Origin of the sequence: Paenibacillus agaridevorans (assembly GCF_003112455.1) — a bacterium.
GTDB lineage: Bacteria > Bacillota > Bacilli > Paenibacillales > Paenibacillaceae > Pristimantibacillus > Pristimantibacillus agaridevorans.
The window spans coordinates 341698-357409 of sequence record NZ_BDQX01000458.1; the positions used below are offsets into that span (position 1 = coordinate 341698).

Here is a 15712-nt window from a genome sequence, read left to right on the forward strand (position 1 = left end):
CGCTCGGGAAGCGGGCGGGCGGCTGTTGCGGGTTCGACTGACGAATTCAGCTCCAACCCTTGGGAAGCAGGACGAGACAGCAGTGATAAGCGCGTATCGGGCAGAGGCGGCAACAATGAGCGCGGCGGTCGCAATGACAGCGGCAGAAATGCCGGCGGACGAGGCAAGGCTGGCGGAGAGCGCGGCGGCAAACGTAATACCGCTTTGTCCGCCAGGAGCGGACAAGGAGCGGATTCGTCCAGACGCGGCGTAGGCCGCCCATCCGGCGGTACGGGCGGACGCGGCGGATCGCGCGGAGTAAAGTCTCCTGGGGGCCCGGGCGGCCGCTCCGGCAAACCTGGAGGACGAGGCAGATAATTGCGTTTCCGCGCGTGTAGCCCATTTCCGAACCGACTAGACTGTCGTCCAATCCTTTTTAGGGGTAATTCATACAATACTGTAAGCCGAATGTTGGAGATTCCCACCTCCCAAGATGAAATGGCTGCATCGTCCTCTGGCGACGGCAACTTTCATTCTGAGAAATAGAGGAGTATGCGATACTCTCCTCTATTTGAACAAACTCGTCCTTCTTCGGTAATCCCTTTTTTAGGAGGCAACAAAATGTCTGGTGTGCATGGAGGCTACTCGTCGGTAGGTACAGTCCTTGTTCTGTTCATCCTTCTGGTCATCATATCGCAGGTATTCTGGTATTAAGAAGCACTTGCATCTATAACGCTTAAAGCTCCGTTCTAACGGACGGAGTTCTTGATGCCTGATATGAGCAAAAAACGGCGGAGTTCGGGACTTTAATCCCGCTCCGCCGTTTCTTATAAGCGATTCTTGATTCTAACCCGTTAATGCTGAGGATTGATTACGTATTCTCTAAGCGCACTTGCCACGCTGCCGTCATTATTAGTCCCAACGACAACATCGGCTGCCTCCTTGACGCCTTCCGGGGAATTATCCATAGCAATCCCCAGTCCCGCGAAAGTCAGCATCGAAATATCGTTAAAATAATTGCCAATCGCGAGAATCCGTTCCGAAGGGATATTCTTTTGCTCTGCCAGTCTGCGCAAAGCGCTGCCTTTGCTAGCCTCGGGATGCTGGATGTCGATAAACAGATCGCCGCTGCGGATAAGCTGAAGTCCGGGTTCATCCCGCTCCCAATCCCCTTGCACCATGTCGATCTCTTCCTTCGACCCGAATACGGACAGCTTCACCAGCCCTTCCGGAAGTTCTCCTCCAGCCGGAAGCACCGTCGGAACAGTCTTATGCTGCAAATACATCGCCTCCGCAGCCTCAGAAACGCTCTCTACTAACATGTCATAAGCCGTATTCAAATCAAAATGAATCCCTTTTTCCCGGCAATAAGCCAAATAAGGCTCCAGCAGCTCCCCGTCAATGTCGAACTGGAAAGTAATGGACCGATCCTCGAACTCCACGATTGCGGCCCCGTTATGCGTAATTAAAGTGCCGTTGAGACCAAGCTCCTCCAGCACGGGAAATGCGCCCATCGGCCCTCTGCCCGTACAAAGCACGATCTCTGCGCCCTGCCGAGCGCATTCTCTTACCGCTTCCTTCACCCTCTCGGGCAAAAGATGTTCGTCCGTAAGCAGCGTACCGTCAACGTCCAGCGCGATCAAATCAAATTTGCGTTGCATGTCTCCACCATCCTGTCTCTCTCGATTGTCGAACTCTATAGCCGAGACGTGCGTTCGCTTCCGCGATGCGCCTTCAACCCTTCTACTTCTTCGTCCGTGAGCTCTCTATAAGCGCCCTCTGGCAGCGATTCGTCAAGCGTGAGAGGCCCCATGGATAGTCTCTTAAGCGTCAGAACGGTTTTGCCTACGGCTTGGAACATTCTTTTAACCTGGTGGAATTTCCCTTCGCGAATCGTCAATGTAATAAGCGATCGGAACTCCGAACCTCCTGACCGTCCTTCCCCGTCTACCCCTGTCTCGTAGACGCTCGCGATGACAAGCTCGGCAGGCATCGTCTCGTATCCATCATCTAACGTTACGCCGGAGGCAAAGCGATTGACATCGTCTTCGTCCACTTTACCGGCTACCAGCGCTTCGTACGTCTTGTCGACATGCTTGCGGGGCGACAGCAGCTCATGCGCGAGCACGCCGTCGTTTGTCAGCAGCAGCAGACCTACCGTATCCTTGTCCAACCGGCCGACCGGGAAAGGAGCAAGCCGCGTATCCTCCGGACGGAGCAGGTCGATGACCGTCTTGTCCCGTTTGTCTTCCGTCGCCGAGACGACGCCGGCCGGCTTGTTCAGCATGAGATAGATAACGCTGCGATACTCGACGCGCTCCCCTTCGCAAGTCACTTCCTGCAACGATACGTCGACGATAAGGCCGCTGTCCTTTGCTATGACGCCGTCCACTGCCACCTTGCCTGCCTTGACCGCCTTTTTGATCTCGCTCCGCGAACCGTATCCCATGTTGGAGAGGAGCTTGTCCAGTCTCAGCTTATCTCCCATTTATGTTCGCCTCCATCCCGGCGACAGCTCATTTTTGAGCACGCCGTTCTCATATTTGCCCCAACCGATCGGTCTACCCGCCAGGCATACCAGTACGAAACCTTTTATCTTCTTATCGCCTGCCCCGTTGATGATGCGATCTTCTGCCACGAATAACGTCTCGCCTCGCAAGTAACGGATAACTTCATCTCTGTCCAGGCCATCCAATTCCAATACCAGAGACGCTTCATCCCTATGAAGCCCCATCGCCAGCGCCTGAGACGGCACAAAGCGGTTCCATTTGACTTCTCCAACGTACCAGCCTGCACGGACAACCTTAAGCCCGTCCAGAGAAGGCACGCCCGCTGGCTGCATATAGAGACGCTCTCCGTAGGAGAATGGAACGCTGCCCCAATCCCCCTCCCGGAGTATGAGCTGCTGCTTGCAAAACGCCTCCCACAGCTCGACCGGAGTTTGATCGGAAGCCGAGCTTCCCGATTTTGCTCCTTTGCCCTTCCCGTCTTTACGTAGGCGCTGCTCTTTCATCTTGCCGGCAAGGGCAGGAGTCGCAGCTGCTGCAATCGCGGTCGTCGAAACCTTTGGACGCTCTAATTCGATCTCCGTCGCCCCGCTCCCCCACTTTTTACGGAGCAACGCGGCATAATGCCCTTCGCCTTCGATTACATGCGGCCATAACCGCGCGGTCCCGCTCAAGGAGCTTACGATGGTTGGCCCCGCGCTTGCTGCAGTCGCTTCATCGACCCAATCCGGACGGCCGGCTCGTAGTCCGCATTCATGCTTAATCGGCTCCACAACGAAGTCGGGATGTTCTTCCAGAAAGGAAGCAATCTGCGACTCGTTCTCTTCCGGCGAGAAAGTGCAGGTCGAATACAATAGCAAGCCGCCTGGCGCCAGCATCTTCGCGGCGTGGTTCATAATATCGCGCTGCATGGCGCTGCACTTCTGCACGGAATGTTTCTCCCAATCGCCTACCATAGAATCAGCCTTGCGGAACATTCCTTCGCCGGAGCAAGGCGCATCCACCAATATGCGATGAAACCATTCCGGAAACGATTTGGCGATGGCTGCCGGTTCTTCGTTTAGAACGATTGCGTTTCTGATGCCTGCGAGCTCGATATTTTTGGCCAGCGCCTTCGTTCTCTCGCTTGCGTTGTCATTCGCTACCAAAATGCCGCTCCCTTTGAGCATCCCGGCAATCTGGGTCGACTTGCCACCCGGAGCCGCGCACAGATCGAGCACCCGATGTCCCGGCTTTACGTCCAACAGCTCGGCGGGAAGCATCGCGCTCGGCTCTTGAATATAATACAACCCCGCATGGTAAAAAGGATGTTTGCCGGGTCGCTCCTCTTCCTTGTAATAGAAGCCGTTCTCCGTCCAAGGGATACGACGATCCGGATTTTGTAGATAATTAAGCTCCCGCCATTCCTCTTTCGTTACTTTGAGTGGATTTAGACGCAGGCCGAACGCTCTCGGCGCTTCGTACGAAGCCATGAACTCATCGAATTCCTCGCCTAACAATTGCTTCATTTTGTCGATAAACCGTGTCGGCAGATCCACCTTCATTAATGTTTCCTCCCGCTGCTTTAAGGCTGCCGCTTCCCGGATAGAATAACCTCCGAGCAACGCCATGCCGGCGAGCTGGAGGTTATTCGCTCGGCGGAGTAGCTCCGCCGCTTAAGATTGATTGTTTTTTTTGGCCTTCGCGATGGCCGCTCCTATTTCGATCGACAGGGTATGCAGCGCATGATAGTCCTGCTGTTCAAATAATTCGTTGAACTTGATCTGGAACTGCGCCGCTTCTCTTACGCGATGGTAGAAATACAAATCCTGTATTCCGTTCAGCACGCGGGATACCGCATTGGACTGCTCTTCGAACTCCGTCTGCGCGTCAAGAATCTCCTCGCGGATGCTTGTCATCTCGGTGTCCAGCAAGAAGGCCGCTTCGGCCGCCTTCTTGAGCCGGTTCCGCACATCCTCGGGCAGACTTTCCTTAAATTTATAATTAAGCGAATGCTCGATCGTAGCCCAAAAATTCATCGCAAGCGTGCGGATTTGAATCTCCGCTAATACGTGTTTGAAGCCCAGTGCGGTCTGCACAGGGTACTTGACGATAATATGGTAGCTTCGGTATCCGCTGTCCTTGTAGTTCGTAATGTAATCTTTTTCGTATACAAGCTCCAGATCCTTGCGAGTCCGGATCAGCGCTGCCACCCGATGGATGTCGTCCACGAACTGGCACATGATCCGAATGCCCGCGATGTCCTCGATCCCATCCTCCAGCCGATCCGGCGCTACGCCAAGCCGCCGAGCCTTCTCCAGAATGCTGGAGATCCGTTTTACTCTTCCTGTTACGAATTCTATTGGCGCGTAGGCTTCTCTAATTTTGAGCTCTACGCGCATCGTCTTGAATTTAACCTTTAATTCCTCAACCGCTTGTTCATAAGGCTGTAGAAAAAGACTCCAGTCTCTACCGTCCATCCGGCCGCCTCCTGTTTCTAACGATGATCTGCGCCTACTGCTTCGGCAATGTTGCGGTAGCCATCCTTGCGCAAGCATTCGACAAGCCCGCTTGTCAGCTCGCGCTGCATTCCTGGTCCTTTATATATTAATGCCGTATAGATCTCTACAAGCGAAGCTCCCGCGCGAATTTTATCGTATGCGTCTTGCGCCGTAAAGATTCCGCCAGAACCGATAATCGGCAATCTTCCGCCTGTCTGTCGATATACGGCCGCGATAACCTCGGTGGAGCGCCTTGTGAGCGGCCTTCCGCTCAAGCCGCCAGTTTCTCCCGCATGGGCGTGAGACAAGCCATCGCGCGACAATGTCGTATTCGTGGCGATGATGCCCGATACCCGGCTGTCCATGATCGTCGCCACCGTATGGGAGAGCTGATCGTCCGACATATCCGGCGCGATCTTGACCAGCACTTTCTTCGTTTCCTTGCCGCGTTTCCTCGCCTGCGCGTCCATCTCCGTCATAACGGCGTCCAAGAGCTTCTTTAGCTCATCGCCATGCTGCAGGTCCCTCAAGCCCTGCGTGTTCGGCGAGCTGATATTTACGACGAAGAAGTCGCCAAAATCGTACAGCGTGCGAATACAGGCTTGATAATCCTCGTGGGCCAGCTCGTTCGGCGTATCCTTGTTTTTGCCGATATTGACCGCGATCGGAATTCGGTTAATCTTGCGGCGCGCGAGCGATGCCGCCATTGCGTCCGCTCCGTGATTGTTGAAGCCCATCCGATTGATCAGCGCTTCGTCTGGAGGCAACCGGAACAGTCTTGGCTGGGGATTACCCGCCTGCCCCTTCGGAGTTACCGTCCCCACCTCGGCGAAGCCGAGACCGATGCTGGAGAAGCCGTCCGCGGCGACTCCGTTCTTGTCCAGCCCGGCGGCCAGCCCCACGGGATGAGGGAAAGAAATGCCGAGTACCTTCGTTCGCAGCTCGGGAATGTCAGGTACGCCGTACATCGCGTTCATAAGCGCTCCGAGACCGGGTACTTTGCCGCATGCGGCCATGCCGTCGATGACCAGGTGATGCGCCTTCTCAGGGTCCATTTTAAAGAAAATCGGTTTAAGAAGAGATGAATAAAGCAAGAAGTTCACTCCGTTCCGCAGTATGTGCTCTATCAGACAGTTTATCCGTTTTGAATCAAAAAGAAAAGAGCCTTGCACCATGTGCCCGAGGCTCCGTCCATCTCCTTGTATTGCGGCATCCGCGGAAAACGATTACAATACAAGCATATAAGTGTGAATGCGATTATTATTAGAAAGGTTGATTCCCATGAGCGCACCTAAACGCAAACCGGCTACAATGAAGGTTAAACCTAAGGAAGAAGTGAACAAGAAGGCGCTGGTCTGGATCGGCTCCATCGTCGGCTTCGTAATCGTAGCCGTATCCGTCCTTCTTATCGTCTTCTCCTAAGCTGCTGACGACTACGTTATGTCAGCCATCGATATACCTTCGCGGGATTGCTTTCGTCCTGCTTGGGCGCAAGCCGGAATCGTTCCTGCGGCGCCTTGGCATCGGGTGGAAGCGTCCCGTTTTTAATTTGCACCGGCGTCCCGAGCGGCACCATGTCGAACAACTCCTCGACGTCGGCTTCTCCCAGTCGGATGCAGCCAAGCGACTTGTCCTTGCCGATGCTGTCCGTGTCGTTCGTGCCATGAATAGCGTACAGCGTATTGGACAAAGTCATGCCTCTCGAGCCAAAAATCCCGTCTCCGCCGTTGGGATCCCTCACCTTCTCGCTGATAAAGAAGCTGCCCTCCGGCGTCTTCGAACCGCCCAGTCCTACCCTGTAGCTGCGGACGATCAAGCCGTTATGCACGACGGCAAGCGTATGGTTCGACACATCGATTACGATCTCCAGCGGCTTGCTCCAATCCGGTTGGAACAAGCCGTTGGAGCCGATAGACGTTGCGCCTGCAATCTGAGCAGCGGCATCCTTGGTGCCTTGTCCGCCGGTCTGAGGTTTCGCATTCTCCGCTTGAGATGCCGATAACTTCAGCTTGGCGAGCAGCTCGGGGAACATCTCAGCCATCCCCTCTCCTTCTCCGGACAATACGTTGTGCGGGTAGGGACGTACAAGCGCATCCAGATTTTCCGGCCACTTCTTATACAAATTTCGATATTGCACAATAGCGCTGGATAACGTCCAATGCTGCTCCTGCTCTTTTTTCCATTCGGCAAATCGGCTTGCTGCCGGCTTGGCATCGGCGGGATCGCATGCACAGACGTTCCGGTCCAGCATGCTCACCTCGAATTGCGCTTGTCCGCTGCCACGTTCCATCTCCATCAATAGCCTTGCATTGCCGTTCCATTGCTTCCAGCCCCCCTTCTCCTCGAGATGGGCAGCTATGACTTTCGGCGGCGATTCGCCGCCGGCCTTCATCACTTCGCCGAATGCATACCCGGCAGGGGTTTTCTCCTTGCGAGGAACCAGTACGACGCCAAGCGCCGGGCTCCCGTCGGCGACAGCCGGAACGGCATCATCGCCGGGTACTTGCTGTTGATTCCCGATGGATGGAATCAGCAGCGCAAGCAGCAATAGGGGTACCGCTATGACCGTTACGTTGCGAACAAGACGTTTGCGCTTCTTCCGCTTCTCCCATGCCTTGAGCTCTTCCAATTGATTCGTCGATACGGCTAGCGGATGACTGGATTGTTCGAAGGCGTCATAGATATCTCCGGCCTGAATAAAGCAATAATTCGCTTTTCCTTCCTTCCCTGCGTCGCGGTAATGTTTGCCAAGCAAGTACCATCCCATCTTATTGTCGGGATGTTTTTTGACGAATTGCTTCAAATATATAATATCTTCGGGTTTATCGAATTTTGATTGTTCCATCATCCATGCCTCCTGGTCGATTACGACGATTTCCACTCTTCTTTTGGAATATATCGGCATAACCTCGCGCAAAAAAAAGCCCTCCGCACCATAATGGTCGAAGAGCTTTAGGAATTACGTCTGTCTGATTAGCCTTCGGCGTTGAAAGGCTCGTCGGCGATTTTGATAGAATCCGTCGGACATCCGTCGCAAGCGTCCTGCAGATCGTCGTACATGTCATCCGGAATTTCGGTTATGCCTCTATTAGAGTCGCCTTGGAAAATAACCTCGGCCAAACCTTCGTCGTCGTAATCATAAATGTCGGGAGCCGTCGCTCCGCAAGCACCGCAAGCGATGCATGTGTCTTTCTCTACCCATGTAAACTTAGCCATGGTTTTCTCCTCCTTTATAATCTACGGATAAATCCGTTCCAATTATATATTATCCAAATATGCCGGTACGGCTCGTTCCTTCACTCATCAATATATAACAAAGTATCGTCTTTTTGCAAGGATGTACCTCGAATTCGTTTGTTTCTGATCAAGGAAGATGGATCGTCGCCAAGCATGCCCGCAGTCAGAACGGCGTCCTCTCCGAATTTGTCCCGAAGCGCGTCCATCACCTTCGTTAGCGATTCCTTGCGGGGCTGCTCCTCAAAGCTGAATAGATCCAACTGAAGAGCGGATTCCGAGATAGGGGTTAAATTCTGCAGCGTAACTCCCAGAAGGCGAATCGGCTCCCCATCGATCCAATGTTTTAGATAGAGCGCTCGCGCTTCTTTCGTGATTTCCTCCGTCGTCTGGATCGGCGCCGGAACGGTATGGGATCTCGTGATGGTCGTCATGTCAGGCCTTCGGATCGTGATCTGAACCGTTGAAGCGACAAGCTTCTGCCTGCGCAGCCTGCGCCCCGTCTGATCGGCCAGATTGAGCAGCACACGAAAAATATCGTCCCGCTTCGTCAAGTCCTGCGGCAGCGTCGTCGTATGGCCGATGGACTTATTCTGAACCCGATGCGGATTAACCTGTGAATGATCGATGCCGTGCGCGGCCGACTTCATCCAGGCGCCGACGGTTCCGAATTGCTTGATCAGCATGCTCTCATCGGCCGCCGCCAGCTCTCCGATCGTATGGATATTCAGCTTTGCAAGCTTGGCGGCCGTCTTGCCTCCAACGCCGAATAATAGATTGCATGGCTTATCCCACAGCACTTGAGGCACGTCGCGAATGCGGAGGACGGTCAAGCCATTCGGCTTCTTCATATCCGATGCCATTTTGGCGAGCAGCTTGTTAGGGGCAAGGCCGATGGAGCATGGAAGCGCCAACTCCGTCAATATGCGTCGCTGCAGCGACTCCGCGATCTGCAGCGGGGTTCCCATCAGCTTGGAGCCCGTAATATCCATATAACATTCGTCGATGGAGACGGATTCCACCATCGGCGTATAAGCGCGAGCGATCGACAAAAATCCTCTGGAGTACTTCCGGTACAGATGGAAGTCCGGCTTGATCAAGATGATATCCGGACACATCTTGACGGCTTGACGCACCGGCATTCCCGTCTTGACGCCCTTCGCACGGGCTGCGTACGAGCAGGTGACAATGATGCCTTTGCGCTGCTCGATGCTGCCGGAGACCGCCGTTGCTTTATTCTTATATACGTCAGGCTCTTCTGCTTCGTGCACGGAGCAATAGAACGCATTCATATCGAGATGGATGATTACTCTGCCTTTGGCAGGATAATGCTCTTCTACGCCGCTCATGGACAAGTTCACCGCCAATTGCAGAATGTTAGGTTGTACCGCTTGTTTCCTCAGCATATAATTAGGCAAGGTTCAAGTCAATGCCGAACAACAAACATTTGTTCGCCAAGATACCGCATTCCCTATATAGATAGTAGGCCGGAATTGCAACTTCCCTCTCTACTTTAGGAAGATAAAGTGGTATAATCATGTATTATGATTCCATCAGAGGCTCTGTGAAGGAGGCACATTTAGAAATGTCCGCACAAATATTCATCTTTGACACGACGCTGCGCGATGGCACGCAAGGCGAGGGGATCAGCTTATCGGCAGATGACAAGCTGAAGATTGCACAAAAGCTTGACGCTTTGGGCGTTCATTATATTGAAGGCGGCAATCCCGGAAGCAACAACAAGGATATCGAATTTTTCAAGCGCGTAAAGACGATGAAGCTCAATGCCAAGATTACCGCGTTCGGAAGCACGCGCCGCAAGAACAGCGTCGCCGAGCACGACGCCAGCCTGCTCCGGATTATCGAATCCGGCGTACCGGCGGCCACGCTGGTCGGCAAGGCTTGGGATTTCCATGTCCATACGGCGCTCCAGACGACGCTGGAAGAAAATCTGGCGATGATCTTCGACTCCTTTGCGCTGCTTAAACACCACGGCATGGAAGCGATGTACGACGCCGAGCACTTTTTCGACGGCTACAAAAACAACCCGGAATATGCCCTTGCAGCGCTTCGCAAAGCGCAGGAAGGCGGAGCGGACTGGCTCGTGCTCTGCGATACGAACGGCGGCACTATGCCCAACGAGATCCATGAGATCGTCTCCCGCGTCAAGGAAGAGCTGAACACGCCGATCGGCATTCACACTCATAACGACTGCGAGCTTGCCGTCGCGAATTCGCTGGCTGCCGTCCAGGCTGGCGCGCGCCAGGTGCAAGGCACGATGAACGGTTACGGCGAGCGTTGCGGCAACGCAAATCTGTGCTCCATCATTCCGAACCTGCAGCTCAAGCTGGCTTACTCCTGCCTTCAAGACGACCGCCTTCGCCTGCTGACAGGAACGGCCCGTTACGTTAGCGAGATCGCCAATGTTCATATGCCGGTCGGTCAAGCTTTCGTCGGCAACGCGGCATTCGCCCATAAGGGCGGCATCCATGTCTCCGCGATCATGAAGGATGCCAAGACTTATGAGCATATCGAGCCCGAGCTTGTGGGGAACAAGCAGAGAATTCTCGTGTCGGAGCTTGCCGGTCAAAGCAATATTATTTCCAAAGCGACCGAGCTTGGACTCGACATCACCTCCAACAACGAGAAGACGAAACTAATTATGGAGCAGATCAAGGATCTGGAGCATCAAGGCTATCAATTCGAAGGCGCCGACGCCTCGCTTGAGCTTCTTTTGCGCGACGCTTTTACCGACGTGGTCCAAATCTTCAAGGTAGAATCGTTTAAGATCCATATGGAGAAGTCGAACGCAAGCATGATCTGCGAAGCCATCGTCAAGATCAACGTGGGAGGTCAGATCGTGCTGACGGCCGCGGAGGGCAACGGCCCCGTCAACGCTCTCGACAACGCCATGCGCAAAGCGCTCGTGCAATTTTTCCCGCGCATCGAACAGATTCACTTGTCCGACTACAAGGTCCGCGTCATTGACGAGAAAGACGCCACGGCCGCCAAAGTGCGGGTGCTTGTGGAATCCACCGGACTCGACAATACCTGGAGTACGGTCGGCGTATCCAGCAACGTGATCGAAGCCAGCTGGGAGGCGCTTCTCGACAGCATCCGTTATGCGCTGCTTCATATGTCCAAGACAACTGGGGACGGTACGGAATCGGAGTTCGTGGAGAGACTGGGGCTCGTCAATCATTAACGGCTTAGGATGAAACAAATAAAGCAGTTAGCGTTCAAGGCTTCGCGCCTTCCGCTAACTGCTTTCTTGTTATGCCGCGTTCGGCTTCGACCACTTCAGAATGAGCCTCTCCCATTCTGCGTACGTAACAACTCCGTTAATCCGTTCCCTTATGACGCCGTTGCCGTCAATCAGGAAGCTCGTTGGGAAATTATTAACTTTATACAGCTTCGTAATCGTGCCTTCTCGGTCCATTAACATCGGGAACGTTAGGCCAAACTCCTCCACGAACTCCCTCGCCGAACGTTCCTTATCGTAATTCGTAGAGTTGATGCCATACATTTCCATGACATCTCCATATTGTTCATGCAGCTTCTGCAGATCGGGAGCCTCCATCACGCAAGGACCGCACCAGGAAGCCCAGAAGTTGACGAATAACAGCTTCTCTCCGGCTCCTCCGCCTATCGTATGGATAGCCTCGTCCATACCCGGAAGCGTAATGGCAGCGGACTCGTATCCCGCCTTGGGCTTAAAGCCGCTTGGCGATGCCAGCTCCGTTGCGGCTGCGGCGCCTTGCTGCATGTATTGAAAGATGCCAAGCCCTGCTAACAAAAAAGCCGTGAAAAACCACGCTGCTGTTTTTTTCACTCAAGTCCTTCCTTCCGTTAACCCTATTCATTGTTCCCATCGTACCACGCGAGGTATGGAAGCTCAAGACAATGGGCAGATTAGCCATAAATCCGTCATAAGCACAGTCTGCTAAGGCTGAATGCGTTCATGACTACGGGAGGAACGGTATGTCACGAGCACAGGCTCATGGAAAACGAACATCCAACGCTACCAAAGAAACTAAGTCATCGTGGTTGCAATATGCAGCATTCGCAACTGTACCGCTCGTACTTGTACTGGGAAATTCCATCCTCGTTCCCATTCTCCCGGATATAGCGGAAGCCATGTCGCTAAGCAAGTTTCAATCCAGTCTTGTCATTACCTTATTCTCCGTTTCAGCCGCTCTCTTCATACCCATTATCGGATATATCTCCGATCGGATGAGCCGAAAGGCTGTCATCTTGCCCGCGCTGGCGATCTATGGCGGTGCCGGGATATTGGCGGGACTCGGCGCCGTTTGGGAATCCTACGGCATTCTCATTGGAGCGCGGGCATTGCAGGGGATGGCGGCGGCAGGCACGGCGCCGATCGCCATGGCGCTTGTAGGCGACCTTTATCAAGACGGGGAAGAAAGCGAAGCGCTGGGACTTATCGAAGCATCCAACGGCGCAGGGAAAGTCATCAGCCCTATTCTAGGCTCTTTGCTTGGTTTATGGTCATGGTATGCGCCGTTCTTCGCGTTTCCTCTGTTTTGCGCAGGATCATTTTGCGCCGTTCTATGGCTGATACATGAACCTAAACATGAAGGCAAACCCACGCCTTTCAAAACGTATTGGAAAGAAATGAAGGCGATCTATGCCAAAGAAGGAAAATGGCTGTTTACCGCCTATCTGGCCGGTTCGCTCGGCTTGTTTATTTTATTCGGCGTTTTGTTCTATCTGTCGGATATGGCCGAAAAACCTCCCCTATCGATTGACGGCGTTGCCAAAGGCGGACTGCTGGCCATTCCGCTGCTCGGGCTTGTCATTACGGCCTACTTGACAGGGAAGGGAATTCGCAAAAATGGCGACAGAATGAAGGTCCTAATGCTGTCCGGGATCGGCCTGATGTCATTGTCCCTTACAGCCGCTTCCATCTGGCATTCGGCTTTTATCGCCTTAATCATTTTTATTACCTTGTGCAGCATTGGAACAGGGTTGCTGCTCCCTTGTCTCAATACCCTTATTACAGGATCCGTCGATCGATCGCATCGAGGCATGGTGACCTCGTTATACAACAGCCTTCGTTTTCTTGGCGTAGCGATTGGGCCTCCCTTCTTTAGCTGGATGGCCGATAAATCCGTTACGGGTTTGTTTGTCATTCTAACCCTCTTAAGCGCGGGGCTGTTGATCGCCGTCGCTCTAACAATCAAACCTCCGAAACGGCAATCCAAAGCTTAACAACACCTTGGGTTTCGCGGTATACTTACTTATCGATAAGAAGTTGCTACAATTTCGGGAGGAGACGTCATGTCGCTTTCACTTTCGTACCCTAATAACGAAGCTCGTACATCCATCACCAAGGCAGCTTACACGCTGCTTCTCGACTATTGCGGAAGCATCCTCCCGAATGAGGCTTGCGGCGTGCTCGCCCGGGAAAAAGAGCGGCATTCCATTGACATCATTTTGCCGATTCGCAATATTCACCCCCATCCCTCTGAATCTTTTTACTTCGATCCGGAGGAATGGACAGCCGCCTGTTTCTCCATGGAAAAAAACCGACAACAGCTTGTCGGCTTCTTCCACTCGCACCCAAATACCGCAGCGATTCCATCGAATCGCGACGGCGAAGGCTTTCATTTTCATTCCGGCTTCCAATATTGGATTATTTCCTTGACCGATCCCTCTGCTCCGGTAGTACAGCCTTATCGTCATCAGGACGGCGTATTTATGCCCGCCCAGCTAGTGTTTGCTTAGATAGGCGTACAAATCGCCTAACGTAAATACGTTTCGCTCAACGATTTGATCTAAATAATGAAGCCACAATCGCGCCGTCATTAGAGAATCCTCCAGCGCATGATGACGCACCGTAATCGGAATGCAGCTGCCCGCAAGCAATTCATCCAGACTATAACCATCGCGGTTTGGCTCCAGCCACTTCGCAATCATCATCGTATCGAGAACCCGATGGTTCAAATTCACCTTGGACGTTCGCCATAATGCCGCGTTGAGGAATTGTTTGTCATGGCCGGAGGCATGCGCAACAAGCAATCTGCGGCCTACGAAAGCCATAAAGTCATGAAGCGCCGTCATCAGATCCGGAGCGTCCTGCACCATCCCGTTGGTGATTCCCGTAAGCTCCACAATGGATCTCGGTATGGTTCGGCGCGGATTGACGAGGCTGTAGAAGGTCTCTGTCTCGCACAGCTCTCCGCCTTTCACGACGACGGCCCCGAACGAAATAATTTCGTCTCCATGATTAGGATTAAAACCTGTCGTCTCCAAATCAAAAACGACGGTTTCCAGCTCCCTCAGAGGCGTTTCAAGCAAAGATTGCTTGCGCTGCTCCCGATTGGCGTTGCGAATAAATGCCATTTGCTGAGCGTTCTGAGAGCCAAGCATGGACGCGATGGCAGGCGTGACACCCCCCATTTTGTATAGACTCCACATGCGGCCTACGCCTTTTTGTTCCTTCATTGAGACCACCGCCTTACCTTACATCAGCCTTCCCATCGCCTGACGGTATACCGCCCGCTGCAGGCGTTTGCCTATCCTCAAGCTGCTTTTGAGCTCGTCCGTCATCTCTTTGGTCAGCTTGCTGCTATGCAGCTTGCCGTTGTTTGCATACAAACCGTCTTCCTTCTGTTCCGTTGTCATTAATCGCAAACGCAAAATGAAACGGAAGGCTTGCTCGTATTGCTCCCCATCGGCTGGCGACAGCTTGCCAATGTCGATTAGCTTGCGTATGCGCTCCAGCGTCGACGTTCCCCTTACACTCGCTTGAATCGCCATCATTCGAATCGAATTGACCATTGGAATATAAGCGCCATACTTAATGTCGAGACTGCCGGCATCTTCGCCATACCGTTCCTTCAGCAATTGCCCGAAAACGCCAACGAGCACCTTATGCCGCATCGTGTTCTCGATCATACGCCTAATAATGACGGGATGGTTTAACATATCGGAATAATAAATATCCTTTAGAGCCTCGGCAATGCCCTCGTCACCGTACACGCATCTTCCGTCTGCGATAATGAGCAAATAACGGACGGACTCCCAGGCAGGTTCCCTGAACCAGCCTTCCAGCCGCTCTCGCCATTCGCTCAGCGAGCTGCACCAATCCGGATTGTCGCTTAACACCTTGCCTTCGCAAGGCGGATATCCAATGGTAATCAAATTGCTTACAATCAATTGACATAATTCAAGAAAATAAGCTTTGACCTCTTCTCCGTTCTCCGCCGGATCCCGATAGACCACGCCGCTGTCTTGATCGCTGGACAACGTCTGCTCCTTCCGCCCGCCGCTGCCGAACAATAAATAGGCGTAAGGCACGGGGGGAGACCCTTTCCCCATCCGTGCCATGTCCGCTTCGGAGAGCATGATCGCCTTGGTTATCAAGGCATCATGCGTCTCGTTTAATTGTTCATTTAATTGTTCGACTGGTCTTACAGGGAGAAGGGCTTCCATCTGCTCGTGTATTTGATCTCGCAAGCATCGTAGCCCTCCCACTCGATCGGCGGC

The 15712-nt window shown here is 53.2% G+C and carries 16 protein-coding genes and 1 pseudogene; 6 read left to right on the forward strand and 11 right to left on the reverse strand.

All coding sequences use genetic code 11. The annotated features are described in order from the left end of the window. Both PAT3040_RS37850 and PAT3040_RS35350 read left to right on the forward strand, forming a co-directional pair. Positions 1-357 (forward strand): annotated as a pseudogene (locus PAT3040_RS37850) (DEAD/DEAH box helicase); the annotation flags it as partial. 243 nt (positions 358-600) lie between these two features. After that, the gene (locus PAT3040_RS35350) at positions 601-693 is read left to right on the forward strand and encodes a sporulation protein YjcZ (RefSeq protein WP_108996287.1); all 93 of its coding nucleotides are present in this window, start codon (positions 601-603) and stop codon (positions 691-693) included. Positions 694-833: 140 nt separating this feature from the next. On the opposite strand, the gene PAT3040_RS35355 is transcribed toward PAT3040_RS35350, so the two are convergent. From PAT3040_RS35355 to PAT3040_RS35375, 5 genes are all read right to left on the reverse strand, one after another. Further along, a complete protein-coding gene (locus tag PAT3040_RS35355) occupies positions 834-1640 on the reverse strand; it encodes a Cof-type HAD-IIB family hydrolase (protein ID WP_108996288.1) in 807 nt (268 codons plus the stop codon). A 35-nt stretch (positions 1641-1675) separates the two neighbouring features. After that, a complete protein-coding gene (locus PAT3040_RS35360; protein WP_087567191.1) occupies positions 1676-2467 on the reverse strand; it encodes a pseudouridine synthase in 792 nt (263 codons plus the stop codon). Next, the gene (locus PAT3040_RS35365; protein ID WP_108996289.1) at positions 2468-4030 is read right to left on the reverse strand and encodes an RsmB/NOP family class I SAM-dependent RNA methyltransferase; all 1563 of its coding nucleotides are present in this window, start codon (positions 4028-4030) and stop codon (positions 2468-2470) included. Positions 4031-4141: 111 nt separating this feature from the next. Beyond that, a complete protein-coding gene (gene yjbM / locus PAT3040_RS35370) occupies positions 4142-4945 on the reverse strand; it encodes a GTP diphosphokinase (RefSeq protein ID WP_087567193.1) in 804 nt (267 codons plus the stop codon). A 17-nt stretch (positions 4946-4962) separates the two neighbouring features. Further along, on the reverse strand, positions 4963-6060 hold the full coding sequence (locus PAT3040_RS35375) for a quinone-dependent dihydroorotate dehydrogenase (RefSeq protein ID WP_181377022.1): 1098 nt from the start codon (positions 6058-6060) through the stop codon (positions 4963-4965). Positions 6061-6247: 187 nt separating this feature from the next. On the opposite strand from PAT3040_RS35375, the gene PAT3040_RS37855 reads away from it, so the two are divergent. Next, entirely contained in the window at positions 6248-6388 is a 141-nt protein-coding gene (locus tag PAT3040_RS37855; protein WP_179215439.1) for a hypothetical protein, read from the forward strand. Positions 6389-6404: 16 nt separating this feature from the next. On the opposite strand, the gene PAT3040_RS35380 is transcribed toward PAT3040_RS37855, so the two are convergent. The 3 genes from PAT3040_RS35380 to PAT3040_RS35390 form a co-directional block, all read right to left on the reverse strand. After that, positions 6405-7814, reverse strand: a complete 1410-nt coding sequence (locus tag PAT3040_RS35380; RefSeq protein WP_219930352.1) for a L,D-transpeptidase — start codon at positions 7812-7814, stop codon at positions 6405-6407. Between the two features lie 125 nt (positions 7815-7939). Beyond that, on the reverse strand, positions 7940-8182 hold the full coding sequence (locus tag PAT3040_RS35385) for a ferredoxin (protein ID WP_087567195.1): 243 nt from the start codon (positions 8180-8182) through the stop codon (positions 7940-7942). An 80-nt stretch (positions 8183-8262) separates the two neighbouring features. After that, complete coding sequence (locus PAT3040_RS35390) at positions 8263-9549, reverse strand: DNA polymerase IV (RefSeq protein WP_108996291.1); 1287 nt, start codon at positions 9547-9549, stop codon at positions 8263-8265. Between the two features lie 236 nt (positions 9550-9785). On the opposite strand from PAT3040_RS35390, the gene cimA reads away from it, so the two are divergent. Further along, a complete protein-coding gene (gene cimA / locus PAT3040_RS35395) occupies positions 9786-11405 on the forward strand; it encodes a citramalate synthase (RefSeq protein ID WP_108996292.1) in 1620 nt (539 codons plus the stop codon). A 69-nt stretch (positions 11406-11474) separates the two neighbouring features. Here the strand turns inward: cimA and PAT3040_RS35400 are convergent, their stop codons facing one another. Next, the gene (locus PAT3040_RS35400) at positions 11475-12032 is read right to left on the reverse strand and encodes a TlpA family protein disulfide reductase (protein ID WP_258235315.1); all 558 of its coding nucleotides are present in this window, start codon (positions 12030-12032) and stop codon (positions 11475-11477) included. Between the two features lie 149 nt (positions 12033-12181). On the opposite strand from PAT3040_RS35400, the gene PAT3040_RS35405 reads away from it, so the two are divergent. After that, the gene (locus PAT3040_RS35405) at positions 12182-13432 is read left to right on the forward strand and encodes an MFS transporter (RefSeq protein WP_108996293.1); all 1251 of its coding nucleotides are present in this window, start codon (positions 12182-12184) and stop codon (positions 13430-13432) included. 69 nt (positions 13433-13501) lie between these two features. Then, positions 13502-13948 carry a M67 family metallopeptidase gene (locus PAT3040_RS35410; protein WP_108996294.1) on the forward strand — a complete coding sequence of 149 codons (447 nt, stop codon included), beginning with the start codon at positions 13502-13504 and terminating at the stop codon, positions 13946-13948. On the opposite strand, the gene PAT3040_RS35415 is transcribed toward PAT3040_RS35410, so the two are convergent. Both PAT3040_RS35415 and PAT3040_RS35420 read right to left on the reverse strand, forming a co-directional pair. Continuing rightward, positions 13934-14668 carry a 3'-5' exonuclease gene (locus tag PAT3040_RS35415; protein ID WP_087567200.1) on the reverse strand — a complete coding sequence of 245 codons (735 nt, stop codon included), beginning with the start codon at positions 14666-14668 and terminating at the stop codon, positions 13934-13936. The two genes, PAT3040_RS35410 and PAT3040_RS35415, sit on opposite strands and share 15 nt — an antisense overlap. A gap of 18 nt (positions 14669-14686) precedes the next feature. After that, complete coding sequence (locus tag PAT3040_RS35420) at positions 14687-15682, reverse strand: DUF294 nucleotidyltransferase-like domain-containing protein (RefSeq protein ID WP_258235316.1); 996 nt, start codon at positions 15680-15682, stop codon at positions 14687-14689. Between the last annotated feature and the right edge of the window lie 30 nt (positions 15683-15712).

What these genes read in the sequence shown, in the direction of transcription:
- PAT3040_RS37855 (WP_179215439.1), top strand. Translation starts at nt 6,248, where the DNA reads ATGAGCGCACCTAAACGCAAACCGGCTACAATGAAGGTTAAACCTAAG.
- PAT3040_RS35385 (WP_087567195.1), bottom strand. Translation starts at nt 8,182, where the DNA reads ATGGCTAAGTTTACATGGGTAGAGAAAGACACATGCATCGCTTGCGGT.
- PAT3040_RS35405 (WP_108996293.1), top strand. Translation starts at nt 12,182, where the DNA reads ATGTCACGAGCACAGGCTCATGGAAAACGAACATCCAACGCTACCAAA.
- PAT3040_RS35355 (WP_108996288.1), bottom strand. Translation starts at nt 1,640, where the DNA reads ATGCAACGCAAATTTGATTTGATCGCGCTGGACGTTGACGGTACGCTG.
- cimA (WP_108996292.1), top strand. Translation starts at nt 9,786, where the DNA reads ATGTCCGCACAAATATTCATCTTTGACACGACGCTGCGCGATGGCACG.
- PAT3040_RS35380 (WP_219930352.1), bottom strand. Translation starts at nt 7,814, where the DNA reads ATGATGGAACAATCAAAATTCGATAAACCCGAAGATATTATATATTTG.
- PAT3040_RS35415 (WP_087567200.1), bottom strand. Translation starts at nt 14,668, where the DNA reads ATGAAGGAACAAAAAGGCGTAGGCCGCATGTGGAGTCTATACAAAATG.
- PAT3040_RS35365 (WP_108996289.1), bottom strand. Translation starts at nt 4,030, where the DNA reads ATGAAGGTGGATCTGCCGACACGGTTTATCGACAAAATGAAGCAATTG.
- yjbM (WP_087567193.1), bottom strand. Translation starts at nt 4,945, where the DNA reads ATGGACGGTAGAGACTGGAGTCTTTTTCTACAGCCTTATGAACAAGCG.
- PAT3040_RS35360 (WP_087567191.1), bottom strand. Translation starts at nt 2,467, where the DNA reads ATGGGAGATAAGCTGAGACTGGACAAGCTCCTCTCCAACATGGGATAC.
- PAT3040_RS35390 (WP_108996291.1), bottom strand. Translation starts at nt 9,549, where the DNA reads ATGAGCGGCGTAGAAGAGCATTATCCTGCCAAAGGCAGAGTAATCATC.
- PAT3040_RS35410 (WP_108996294.1), top strand. Translation starts at nt 13,502, where the DNA reads ATGTCGCTTTCACTTTCGTACCCTAATAACGAAGCTCGTACATCCATC.
- PAT3040_RS35350 (WP_108996287.1), top strand. Translation starts at nt 601, where the DNA reads ATGTCTGGTGTGCATGGAGGCTACTCGTCGGTAGGTACAGTCCTTGTT.